Source organism: Altererythrobacter sp. CAU 1644, from assembly GCF_029623755.1.
Taxonomy (GTDB): Bacteria; Pseudomonadota; Alphaproteobacteria; order Sphingomonadales; family Sphingomonadaceae; genus Erythrobacter; species Erythrobacter arenosus.
On the sequence record NZ_CP121106.1, the window covers coordinates 2,000,816 to 2,011,802 of the forward strand.

12 protein-coding genes are annotated in these 10,987 nt (G+C 63.2%); 6 read left to right on the forward strand and 6 right to left on the reverse strand.

The annotated features are described in order from the left end of the window. Nucleotides 1-6 precede the first annotated feature (6 nt). Both P7228_RS10000 and P7228_RS10005 read left to right on the forward strand, forming a co-directional pair. Complete coding sequence (locus P7228_RS10000) at nt 7-1,083, forward strand: PepSY-associated TM helix domain-containing protein (protein ID WP_278015096.1); 1,077 nt, start codon at nt 7-9, stop codon at nt 1,081-1,083. After that, entirely contained in the window at nt 1,080-2,567 is a 1,488-nt protein-coding gene (locus tag P7228_RS10005) for a PepSY domain-containing protein (protein ID WP_278015097.1), read from the forward strand. The genes P7228_RS10000 and P7228_RS10005 overlap by 4 nt, the downstream gene beginning before the upstream one ends. Here P7228_RS10005 and P7228_RS10010 read toward each other — a convergent pair whose 3' ends face one another. The 6 genes from P7228_RS10010 to P7228_RS10035 form a co-directional block, all read right to left on the reverse strand. After that, on the reverse strand, nt 2,568-3,470 hold the full coding sequence (locus tag P7228_RS10010; RefSeq protein WP_278015098.1) for an alpha/beta fold hydrolase: 903 nt from the start codon (nt 3,468-3,470) through the stop codon (nt 2,568-2,570). It lies immediately after the preceding gene. Next, entirely contained in the window at nt 3,467-4,021 is a 555-nt protein-coding gene (locus tag P7228_RS10015) for a VOC family protein (protein ID WP_278015099.1), read from the reverse strand. Before P7228_RS10015 ends, P7228_RS10010 begins: the two co-directional genes overlap by 4 nt. Next, nucleotides 4,018-4,938: a DUF1838 family protein gene (locus P7228_RS10020; RefSeq protein WP_278015100.1), complete on the reverse strand. Its 921-nt coding sequence runs from the start codon at nt 4,936-4,938 to the stop codon at nt 4,018-4,020. Before P7228_RS10020 ends, P7228_RS10015 begins: the two co-directional genes overlap by 4 nt. After that, nucleotides 4,935-5,837: a DUF1838 family protein gene (locus P7228_RS10025; protein ID WP_278015101.1), complete on the reverse strand. Its 903-nt coding sequence runs from the start codon at nt 5,835-5,837 to the stop codon at nt 4,935-4,937. The genes P7228_RS10020 and P7228_RS10025 overlap by 4 nt, the downstream gene beginning before the upstream one ends. A gap of 73 nt (nt 5,838-5,910) precedes the next feature. Beyond that, on the reverse strand, nt 5,911-6,843 hold the full coding sequence (locus tag P7228_RS10030; RefSeq protein WP_278017749.1) for a LysR family transcriptional regulator: 933 nt from the start codon (nt 6,841-6,843) through the stop codon (nt 5,911-5,913). A gap of 99 nt (nt 6,844-6,942) precedes the next feature. Then, complete coding sequence (locus tag P7228_RS10035) at nt 6,943-7,416, reverse strand: c-type cytochrome (RefSeq protein ID WP_278015102.1); 474 nt, start codon at nt 7,414-7,416, stop codon at nt 6,943-6,945. Between the two features lie 173 nt (nt 7,417-7,589). Here P7228_RS10035 and P7228_RS10040 point away from each other — a divergent pair, with 173 nt between their 5' ends. Genes P7228_RS10040 through P7228_RS10055 form a run of 4 tightly spaced genes read left to right on the forward strand, consistent with a single transcriptional unit; the run spans nt 7,590 to nt 10,984 of the window. Beyond that, nucleotides 7,590-8,753, forward strand: coding sequence for a class I SAM-dependent methyltransferase (locus P7228_RS10040; protein WP_278015103.1), 1,164 nt, complete (start codon nt 7,590-7,592; stop codon nt 8,751-8,753). After that, on the forward strand, nt 8,750-9,109 hold the full coding sequence (locus tag P7228_RS10045; RefSeq protein ID WP_278015104.1) for a hypothetical protein: 360 nt from the start codon (nt 8,750-8,752) through the stop codon (nt 9,107-9,109). The genes P7228_RS10040 and P7228_RS10045 overlap by 4 nt, the downstream gene beginning before the upstream one ends. A 34-nt stretch (nt 9,110-9,143) precedes the next feature. Further along, nucleotides 9,144-9,836: a hypothetical protein gene (locus tag P7228_RS10050; protein WP_278015105.1), complete on the forward strand. Its 693-nt coding sequence runs from the start codon at nt 9,144-9,146 to the stop codon at nt 9,834-9,836. After that, nucleotides 9,836-10,984 (forward strand): nitrilase-related carbon-nitrogen hydrolase, encoded by a 1,149-nt coding sequence (locus P7228_RS10055; RefSeq protein WP_278015106.1) that lies wholly within the window; start codon nt 9,836-9,838, stop codon nt 10,982-10,984. Before P7228_RS10050 ends, P7228_RS10055 begins: the two co-directional genes overlap by 1 nt. The last annotated feature ends 3 nt before the right edge of the window (nt 10,985-10,987 follow it).

Here is a 10,987-nt window from a genome sequence, read left to right on the forward strand (position 1 = left end):
GGGCGGTTGTCCGGAAATCCAACGACAATACGCCTGATCAAGACCTGGCACCGACGCATTGCGCTGGTGCTGGGTCTTTTCATAGCGTTCCAGGGCATCACGGGCGCGATATCGCAGTACCGGTTCTGGCTGCTCGGGGCGAGCCAGCCGGGTTACGAGGTGCAGGCCTCTGGCACCGAGGCAAGTCCTGGCGCGGTGCTGGAAATCGTGGCGCGGGACCTCCCCGGCTTCGAAACGGCACATGTGATGTATCCGGCAGATAATGCGCGCGATACGGCGGTGATGGTGATGGGCGGGACCGATCCCGCCAAGCGGATGGAGCGAATGGTAACCGTCGACCAATATGCGGGCGGCGTGATCGGTGACAAACCCCTGCAGTCGAGCGCCGGGTGGATCGGGCTCGCCAACACACTCCACAAGTGGACGATATTCGGTACGACCGGCCGGGTGATCCTGACGCTTGTCGGTCTCGCCGCGGTTGCGCTCGCGGTGCTGGGAATCCTGCTCTGGTGGAGAACGCGCAAGGCACGACCGCAAAGCCTGCTTGCGCGCATCCATCGGTCGGCCGGATTGGCGGTGGCCGTGATCTTGCTGCCGGTCGCGGTGGCCGGGACCGTGCTCAATCTCTTCACATGGTACGAGAAGGACAACGGCCTGCTCGTCACCGCGGCCAACATGCGCGAGGCGATGGCAATGAGCGCGCCGGTCGCTGTCGCTGTCTCGGTCGACGGCGCTTACCAGAGCGCGCTGGCGCAATTGGATGGGCCGCATCGCCTCGCCGCATTCTCCCCTGCAGGCCCGCACGCGCGCCATCACTGGTTTGCCTTCAACAGCGGCCAGATGCGCCGCACCGATGTGCTGGTCGATCCCGAAACGGGCGCGATTGCCGGGATCAAGCCTGCCGGGCTGGTTTCAGGCGGACAGGGCGTGCGCCACTGGCTGTTCCCCGTGCACAGCCTTTACCTGGTCGGCCCTTTCGGAGGCTTTCTGGCCGCGGTGATGGGGCTCTCGCTCAGTTTCTGGTTCGGATCGGGGCTGGTTATGTGGTGGCGGAACCGCCGCCCTCGGAAGCGCGCGGCATGAGCATGGTCAGCGCCCGCACCTACCGCTTCCTGCGACCCATCCATAAGTATGCCGGGCTCCTCGCGGCCCTATGGCTGCTGGTGATGGGCATTACCGGGGTGATGCTCGATCATCATGAATGGCGCTGGCTCAACCAGAACAGCGTACCTGCCGAATGGACTTCCGAGCGGGTCGGGCGGCTCGTGCCCGGGACAGTGATCCGGCACATCGCCGTGGAGGATCAACGGATTTTCGGCGCCTCCGAGCGCGGCGCCTGGTTCTCGGACGATGGCAAGAGCTGGAGCCCGGTCGATTTCGAGGGCATCTCCGGCCAGCCGCAGACGAATGGCATTGCGCAACTCGGGGAAGGCTTTGCCGGGGCGTATCTTGCGACCGATGATGGTATCTGGCGCCTCGGTCCGGACGGCAGAAGCGCGACGCGCGCCGGGCTTGAGGGCCGGCACCTGACGGCGCTCAGCGAAGGGCACGGCGATGGGACGCTGCTGGCGGTCGAGGAAAAAAGCGCGTTGGTCGCCTATGATCTCGCGAGCGAGCGGGCCCGCGAAATCGACATATCGGCAAATGTCTCCGGTCTCTCGCCGACCATGCCGCTCCATCGCTTCGTGATGGACATCCATTTCGGCAGGGCATTGCTGCCGGGCAACTGGTCCATCTGGCTCAATGACCTGGGCGGAGTGGCCCTGGCGGTCCTGTCGATCACCGGGATCGGCTATTGGTACATAACGCGGCGCGGGCGGCGGCGCGGCATGACGATGAAGACGCAGCGCGGGATCATGCGCTGGATGTTTCGCGGTCATGCCCCGGTCATCGGGTTGCTCGGGCTGATCCCGATCCTCTACATCTCGCTCAGCGCCTTTCCGATGAACCATATCTACGGCTTCCTCGACTGGGCGCAGGGACGCGAGATCTCTCGAGCCAGCCTGCCGGCAGCTTATCAGGCGGTGACATTCGATCACGAGATCGATGGTGCTGTCGCCTGGCCCGATGATCCCGACCGCATTTCGCTAGCAACCCGGTTTGGCGTGCTTGAGACGCGCGATGGTGGCAAGAGCTGGGCTTCCGACATCTCGATCCCGCTCGAGCCGGGGGCGCCGGGCGCCAACCTGTTCCGGATCGGGGACACGGTCTTCGCTGCATTCGGCGGGGGTGATAATTTCGCGCGGACATCGGGTTCGGACGAATGGCAGCCGCTCGCGGGCACGACGCGCGCACTGACCGGCGGCGCGCGCGATGGTGAGGCGCTCTATCTCAAGAACAGCCAGGCGATCTATCGCGGCGACAGCTTGTCGGCGGAGTTTGCCGATACCGGGATCGATTTCGCCTCGGCCGCACCCGGCACGCCGCTGTTCCTCTACATCGTCGACATCCACGTTGGACTGATTTTCCACGACGAATTCAAATGGGCGAATGACTTGTTCGCTGCCCTGGCGCTCCTTCTCGCGCTCAGCGGGCCGGTCATGTGGCTGCGCCGGAAATGGATCTGATCAGCGCGACAGGAATGCTCTGACCGTCTCTGCGAGACGATCCGGAATCGCATCGAACAGGCCGTAGGCCACCTCCGGCAATTCCTCGATCTTTGCCCCCGGAATGAGCGCAGCAGCTGCCCGGCTCTGCTCCTGCAGCCCGTCATGTGGAGCGATAACGAGTACCGGTTCCTCGATCGCTGATAGCGTCGGGGCCAGGTCATTCTCCAGGGCCGAGTGGAGGGCCCAGCCACCATATATTCCGGCGCGCTGCTTTTCCGCGACCAATCGCGCCACGTCGTCGAGCGACTGACCATCGGCGCGCGAGCCAAACGAACCCTTCCACATCGACACCAGGTGCGATCCGTCCTCGCTATACTCGCCCTCGGCGCTAAGGGGGCGACCGACCTGCGCCAGCAAGTCGGTCCGCCTGGTCTCGTCGAAATAGGGCATGGATACGAGCACGACGCGATCGACCTCGGCGCGTCTCGAGGCCAGGTCGGCGGCGATCGCAGCACCCGTATGATATCCCAGCACGTCGAGCTTGGGACCGAATTTTCCGACCAGCGCATCGAGCATGGCGTCACCATATCCGGCCAAGGTCGGTCGCTCGGCCGGGCGGTCGGATTCGCCGTACCCAGGCGTGTCGACGGCGATCACGATCCGATCCGTCGCCATGACCGGCAGGAACTGGTCGAACATCCGCCCCGACAGCGCAGTCTGGTGCAGCAGAACCAGCGGCGGCGCAGCTCCAGCCGAATTATCGGGCGTGGCGACCCGCAGGTGAAGCTGCCCGAATGCGCTATCGAGATACATGCGGCGAACGGCCGGGCAGGCGGTTTCCGGCAGGGCCCGCGCCGGTGAGGTGAGGGCAAGGAAACTCGCCGAGGCCAAGCCGCCGGCGAAAAGCCTGCGGGTGATCAATTGTGCCTCTCGGTCAGTTCGACCATGTTGCCGTCCGGATCGAACACCATCAGAAAACTCGCATCCCATTCGCTATCGACGCTCTCAATATGCGTCTTTTCGAGCGGTTTGTGAACGCGGTAGCCCTTGGCTGCGATCCGCCGGGCGATCTCTTCCAGACCCTCGGCCTCGATCATCATGATCGCGTCGCCAGCGCGCATCGTACCCGGTTCGGGGAGCGCTCGCTTGTGGCCGTACTGCAGCAGGCCGATCATTCCGATGTAGGGATGCTTGCCCTTCATGATGATCAACTGGTTGGGATCGCCGGGGCTGGCCCCCTCGACCGGGAGCCCCTGTTCCGAAATCGTTCCGACCTTGCCGACATACCACTGGGTAAAGCCGAGCGTCTCGTAGAAGGCTACCGAGGCCTCGATATCGTGCACGACCAGTGTGGCGCGGCGGAGGACCGTGCCTTCGCTGGCCTTGTTCGCTGCTTCCTCGGCCGGTTCAGGAGAAGGAACATGTGCACAAGCGGCAATGCCCAGGGCGAGCATCGCCACAAGCGCCCTCATTCGGTTTCCCCTCCGTCCGCCGCATCTTCGGCGGCCCGCGCGGCATCGATAATCCGCTTGGCGACGGTCCAACTGGTGTCGTTGGGGCGATCGTCATTGACCGGCGGGGGAGCGACATAGGCCGGGTAATTGGCCTTGATCTCGTCCTTGATCTTGTCAGGCATCTCGTCCCAGCTGTTGAGCCTGAGGCCGCCGGTGTAGAATACCAGCACGCCTTCGCGGCCGCCCATCTTCATCCACGGGATCCAGCGCGAGATACGGCCCCATGAGATGACACTGTCGACGACATGCGGGGTACCAGCGTCCTTGATGTCGGCCAGGGGTGCAGTCCAGGTGAGGAATTCGGCGGCCTGGTAATTGTTGCCGACATATTCCTGGTAATCGCCTGCCAGCGGATTGTCGTAGAACAGCAGCGCTGCGCCGCCGCCGCGATAGGCATGGTCGCCCATGACGATCGGATCGAAGGTCGAATTGGGCTGGCCCTGCTCGTCGCGCGACCAGCTTGGGCGGCGCGAATTAACCGGGTCGTTGGCGACATGGACCACGTCGACCGTCTCGCCGGTCCAGGGGTTGTTCCAGGTCCGCAGGATCTCACCGCTCTCGGGATCGAGATAAAACATCACTTCGCGGCTGACCGATCGCGAGCCGACGCCGCGGACCGGATCCTCGAAGGCTTCGCATTGCCGCGTGTTCATCGCGATGACGTTGAACAAGTGGCGATCCTTCTCGCCCCGGATGACCGAGTAGACGGTGCCTTCCCAGTAATAGACGGTGGGGTCTTCGGTCTCGAGCGAGCAGAACATCTTGGTGTTCATGCGGAAGGCGTCGTCGGCATTCGCCGGGTCGAGCTCCTCCGCCATTGCCGGAGCAGCAAGGAGTGCCGTCGCGGCAGCGAGTTTGGTCAGGTGCCCGATCATTGGCCGTCCCCCCCGGCTTTCGCCTCCATCTTCTTCTTGAACACTTCCCAGCTGGTTTCATTGGGGCGCGTGTCGCCGATCGGCGGCGGCGCGGCATATTGGGGATAGCGGGTGCGCAGCGTCGTGCGCAGCGGTTCAGGCAGGTCGTCGATCGAGGTGGCTCGGCCACCTACGGTCGCGGTGTAGACCAGCCCGTTGCGATCACCCATCTTCATCCAAGGCAGCCAGCGCGAAGTGCGCGACCAGCTGATCGAGTGATGCCTTACCGTTGGCTTCTCGCTGTCGAACAGGTCGTCGGCGTAGAAGAAGTCGTTGCCCATCTCCATTGCATGATAGGTGCCCCCGACCCAGTCCTGGTACTCGCCGCCGAGCGGGTTCTTGTAGAACAGCGGGGTGTTGCCGGTGCTGATCGCGCGATTGTTGAGCACCCAGTAATCGGTCTTGAGCGGCTCGCCATTGCTGCGGGTCGCAAAGATCGGTGCGCGCATGTTCACCGGGTCATTGGCGACATGCATCACGTCGAGTTCCTCGCCGGTCCAAGGATTGGTCCAGCGGTCCTTGACCTCGCCGGTTTCGGGATCGAGGTGGATCATGATCTCGCGGCTGACGCTGCGAAAGCCTTCGCCCCGCTCCGCGTCGCGCACGGTGGTGCACTGACGGATATTCATGCCCTGGAGGCCGAAAAGCTTGCGGTCGCGCTCGCCTTCGACGCGGCTGAACATCGAGCCCTGCCACCAGTAGATCACGGTTTCGCCGTCGTTGAGCGAGCAGATCGCCTTGCGCATGATCTTCAGCGCATCCTGCGGGTCGTCCTGGTCGAGAGTTTCCGCATGGGCAGCGGAAACCGTCAGCGCTAGCGCGAATGCTGACGCCAGGCCCGTTTTTGATCGACGAAACATAGCAATATCCCTCCAAACAAGCGTAGGAATGCTATTCTGGTATACCATCGTCAAATCTATATTTTTGAGGCTCTCATTTGGAGGATTTATATTTGGGTGCGCCGATCCGCTCGGTCAGGCGTTCCAGGAAGATCCGCACCGCCGAAGGCGGGCGCTTGATCGTGGAGGTCACGGCGTTGAACGTAAGCGACCAGCCGAGGTTCGGAGGAGTGACGGAGCACAGCAGCCCGGCCTTCAGGTCGGCCTCGACTAGAGGGCGGGGGAGCACTGTGAGCAATTTCCCCTGCATCAGCATTTCCCGCACCAGCGTGATGTTGCGGATGTCGACCGCGAGGCGCGGCTGATCGAGTTTTGCTCGGGTGAAAGTGCGACCCCATTCAGGGAAGTTCGAGCGAATATCGCCGATCTGGATCCACGGGTGCGCGGTAAGGTCTTCCAGCGCCACCTTCTTCTTTCGTGACAATGGGTGTCCGGCACCTGCGACAACGAGCATATCCACGTCCAGCAGGGGATCGATCTTCAGCGCCTTGTCCTGCTGGTTGTCGGCCGACGTGCCGAGGAGGACCGAGATATCGCCTGAATGCAGCCGATCGGCAGCAGCGGGCAGGACGCCGTGCGAGATATGGATCTCGAGCAGGGGGAACTCTTCGACCATCTGGCTGAGAACCTCGGTCACCGCGGTCCCGGTTGCGCTGGGCGACATGCAGATATCGAGTCGCCCGATGCTTCCGCTTTCGAGCGCCCCGATCTCTTCCCGCGCGAGCTTGATCTCCCGTGAGACGCGCTGCGCGCAGGCCGCCATGATTTCCCCCACCTCGGTCAGGGTGACCGGCCTGGTCCCCCGCTCGACCAGCGTGGCACCGACCGCCTCTTCCAGCTGTGCGATCGCGATGCTGAGGGCCGGCTGGGTGATGCCGAGCAAGTCCGCCGCTGCGGTGAAGGACGCCTTCTCCTGAACCTGAAGCAGGTAGTTGAGCTGGCGAAGGGTCACTTCCATCTGCGGCATGAGCAAGAAGTAAATCCTGCTTATGCCGCTGTCAAAAACATAAGTATTTCTGACGGAATGACTTCGGGAGTTGCCGAGTCTGCTCGTACCCCTCGCGCGCTATGGAGCGTCGGACTTCAGCGTCGCGAGGTAGGCGATGACTTCCTTCCGGGCGGTCTCGTCCCTCATGCCGCCATAGCTCATCTTGCCGCCGGGCAGCGATTGACGCGGGTTTGCGAGATAGCTGTCGAGAGTGGCATCGTCCCACACGAAACCCGACTCCTTTATCGCCGTGGAGTAGGCGAATGCCTCCTTCGATCCGGCCGGCTTGCCATGGACGTCCCAGAGATTGGGGCCGATCCGATCGGGGCCGCCTTCCTCGAAAGTATGGCAGGCGATGCACTGTGCAAGTGCCGCGGGGCGAGCGGCGGTATCGGCAGCAGTCGCAACCGCGCCCGAGGAATCGGCCGAACCGCCGTCCTCACCCGATGCAGCGGTGGGGGCCGGCGCAGCGCCGTCATCGCCGCCCGATTGCTCGCTACCGCAAGCAGCCAGGAGGCAGGTAAGTGCGAGACACATGATTTTCTTTTGCATGGCTTCACCTCAATCTCGATGTGCCCCGGAAAATGGGCAAACCCAGTATCATTGCAAACGCGGCGTTGACACAAGATCACTGTTCGGTCAAATTTGTCCGGACAAATTTTCAAAGGTGAATCATGGCAACCGACCTGCCACCCCCATATACCGCGCTGACCAGACATCCAATGATGCCGCGGACGAATCATGACGAGGCAGCGCGGTTCAATTTCCTCACCCATTTCAATCGCTACCTCTCCGGTCCGATCGGAGGTGGCAACAGGCTGGCCTATGAAAAGCGGGTGCTTCCTGCCTTTCAGGCCGAGCATGGGCGCGATCCCCAGCACCGTTACGAGATTCGCGACGCGATGAACGAAGATTCGTGGCACCGCATGTGGTCGGCGATGAAGCGCAACTCGATGGAAATGCGCCAGCACACCGGCCGACAGGCCGTGTTGCGGCAGCTCGATGAACTCGATGCCATGGCTGCACAGTTCAACCAGCACTCCGGCCAACTTGAGCTTGATCCCTCGATCGAGCAGCCCGAATACCAGACTGCAGTCGATATCCATTGCCAGCCCGGCGGCTATCACGGCGGCGAGCGTGAGAATGACGTCACCGTCGGCGCGAACTACGATGTCGGCCTGTTCGCGACCACCGGCGGCGCGCTGGGTGGGCTCAACGACGGCGGCGGTCAGGCGGTAGTCGAGTGGGCGAAGAAGGAGCGGCCCGACTGGTCGCCCAAGCGCATTCTCGATATCGGCTGCACCATCGGTCACAATGCAGTGCCAATTGCGCAGGCCTATCGCGATGCCGAGGTGATTGCGATCGACACCGCCGCATCCTCGCTTCGCTATGGCGCTGCCCGCGCGGCCGCCATGGGGGTCAAGAACATCAAGTTCATCCAGGCCTCGGGCGAAGACCTGTCGCGCTGGCCCGATGGCCATTTCGACTGGGTCCAGACGACCATGTTCCTGCATGAGCTGTCGGCCAAGGCCATGCCACGGATACTTTCCGAAGCGTATCGCGTGCTCGCCCCGGGTGGCCTGATCTTGCATATCGAGCAGCCGCAATATTCCGACGAGATGCCGCTGTTCGAGCAGTTCATGCGCGACTGGGACGCGTTCAACAACAACGAGCCCTTCTGGTCGGCGATGCACGGGCAGGACATTTACGAGGCGATGGAGCGGGCTGGCTTCCCGCGCGACAGCCAGTTCAGCGCCGGCGTGCGGGCCGTGGTCGATCCCGAAATCTTCCCGCCGTCGCCCGACGATGGCGAGGAGGACTACGGCCGCGCCGCCATCTGGAACGCCTATGGCGCCTGGAAGCCGCAAGCGCAGGCCGCCGCCGCATGAGCGAGGATTTCGACTGGGTCGAGCGTTCGGGCAAGCGCGCCAAGGGCAAGCGGCCCGAGTTCTTCGACAGCGAGGCGCTCGACCGGCTCTATTCGGTGGTATTCGCGCTCGCCGCCGAAGTCTCTGCGCTGCGCGAGCGGCAGGACACGATCGAGCGTCTGCTCGATGCGAACGGGACGCTGCGGCGCGAGGATATCGAGAACTACGAGCCTGATCGCCAGGCCGGCGAAGAACGCGGACTAGCGACGCGCGCCTACGTCAACCGGATCATGCGCGGCTTCCAGCAGGCCGTCGAGGCGATGGAGGCCGACGATCCGCCGATCATGGAGTGGGTCGAGAAACTTTCGAAGGAATAACTGCGCCGCCCGGGCGGCGCATTGGGGAGGGACTATGGAATTCCTGACAGCCAACGAACTCAGCATCCTGCGATGGATCCACATTCTCGCCATGGTCTATTGGCTCGGCGGTGAATGGGGCGTCTTCCAGACGAGCTATCACGTTACCAATCGCAATCTTTCGCTCGAAGAGCGCAAGCGGCACATGGAAACCGCCTATCGGATCGACATCCTGGCGCGGACGGGAATCGTGCTGCTGCTCCCGCTGGGGCTGCACATGGGCAAGCTGTACGGCTTCATTCCGATGCTGGAGGGCGCCGGCATCTGGTGGATGTGGCTGTTCTTCGCGATCTGGCTGGCGATGACCTGGACCGCCTTCATCAAGCGCGAGACCGACATCGGTATCAAGGTGACGCGGACCGAGGAATTGCTGCGCTATCCGCTGATCGTGGCGCTGTTCGTGTTCGCCTTCATGGCGCTCGGCGGAAGCGGCCCGATCGAGACCGCCGAAGGCAATCACTGGTATCCGTGGAAGATGATCCTCTACGCCTTCGCGCTGATCATCGGATTGTTCCTGCGGCTGGTCATGCGGCGCTGGACCGAGCGGTTTCGCATCCTCGCCCAGGGACCCGATGCCGCGCAGGAAGCGGCGCTGGAACGGGAGATCACCCAGGCGCGCATCTCCGCCTATATTTACTGGATCACGATCGCCACGGTCTGTTTCCTCGGCGCCGTGAAGCCCTTCTGATGAAGGGCCTCGACCGCCGCGCGCTGTTGGGCGCCGGTGCCGGGATCGCGGCAGCGAGCGCCCTCGACTGGACGGCCTTTGCAGCGCCCGCAGCAGCAGCCGAACGCGGGCCGAACGGGATCGAGATGCGCTCGGACGGGAGCTATGCGACCGTCCCGCTGGCGAAGGAAACGATCTCGCTCGCCGTGGCGCAGACCCGGGTCGTGCCGGTCGAGCTCGGCAACGTGGCTCAGGGTCGCCGCGCCAATGTCCAGCACATGCTCGATGTGATCGACATGGCGAACGGCTTCTCCGGGCCGAAGGACCTGATCCAGTTCCACGAGTTCCCCATCACCGGCTATCGCCACGTCTGGAACCTCGAGGATGCGCGCAAGATCGCGATCGAGATTCCGGGAGAGGAGACCGAACTCCTCGCCGCCAAGGCGCGCGAATATGGCAGCTGGATTGTGTTCGGCTCCTACGTACGCGACCCCGACTGGCCCAAGCGGCTGCTGTCTATCACCACGATCATCAGCGACAAGGGCGAGATCGTTGCCAAGGACTGGAAGGCGCGCAATCTCAAGGGCTTCTTCCCCGGCGGGCGTGAGCTCTTCACCACAACCATATACGATGTGCTCGACGAATATGTCGAGCGCTACGGCTGGGACCACGTGGTGCCGGTGATCCGGACGCCGATCGGCAATCTCTTCACCAGTTCGTCGCAGCTCGAGCCGGAGTTGTTCCGCGCCGCGGCGATGAAGGGGGCAGAGATCATGCTGCGCACGGCGAGCGGGAATTTCAACGAGATCGATATCCGCGCGACCTCGATGTACAACCGGGTCTATTCCACCATCGCCAACAACAGCGCTTCGCCCGAGAACCGCTACTATCTCGCCGATTCCAATCCCGGCCATGTCGGCATCGTCGGACCCGACGGCGAATTCATCGAGCAGTCCGAAACCGATTTCGAAACGCTCGTCTACGGCCGCATCCCGATCGCGAGCTTCCGCGCGCGTCATCGCCAGCCGATCGTCCACAGCGAATTGGTGATGCCGGTCTTCGACAAATACCGCAGCCCTTACGGCCCGAACCTCATCGCCGATTACCAGCCGACCGATACCGAAGACGCTGGGCGCTACCTGCGCTCCAAGTCGCGCTGGCCGCAATAGGAG

What these genes read in the sequence shown, in the direction of transcription:
- P7228_RS10005 (WP_278015097.1), top strand. Translation starts at nt 1,080, where the DNA reads ATGAGCATGGTCAGCGCCCGCACCTACCGCTTCCTGCGACCCATCCAT.
- P7228_RS10045 (WP_278015104.1), top strand. Translation starts at nt 8,750, where the DNA reads ATGAGCGAGGATTTCGACTGGGTCGAGCGTTCGGGCAAGCGCGCCAAG.
- P7228_RS10035 (WP_278015102.1), bottom strand. Translation starts at nt 7,416, where the DNA reads ATGCAAAAGAAAATCATGTGTCTCGCACTTACCTGCCTCCTGGCTGCT.
- P7228_RS10025 (WP_278015101.1), bottom strand. Translation starts at nt 5,837, where the DNA reads ATGTTTCGTCGATCAAAAACGGGCCTGGCGTCAGCATTCGCGCTAGCG.
- P7228_RS10055 (WP_278015106.1), top strand. Translation starts at nt 9,836, where the DNA reads ATGAAGGGCCTCGACCGCCGCGCGCTGTTGGGCGCCGGTGCCGGGATC.
- P7228_RS10050 (WP_278015105.1), top strand. Translation starts at nt 9,144, where the DNA reads ATGGAATTCCTGACAGCCAACGAACTCAGCATCCTGCGATGGATCCAC.
- P7228_RS10030 (WP_278017749.1), bottom strand. Translation starts at nt 6,843, where the DNA reads ATGCCGCAGATGGAAGTGACCCTTCGCCAGCTCAACTACCTGCTTCAG.
- P7228_RS10040 (WP_278015103.1), top strand. Translation starts at nt 7,590, where the DNA reads ATGCCGCGGACGAATCATGACGAGGCAGCGCGGTTCAATTTCCTCACC.
- P7228_RS10015 (WP_278015099.1), bottom strand. Translation starts at nt 4,021, where the DNA reads ATGAGGGCGCTTGTGGCGATGCTCGCCCTGGGCATTGCCGCTTGTGCA.
- P7228_RS10020 (WP_278015100.1), bottom strand. Translation starts at nt 4,938, where the DNA reads ATGATCGGGCACCTGACCAAACTCGCTGCCGCGACGGCACTCCTTGCT.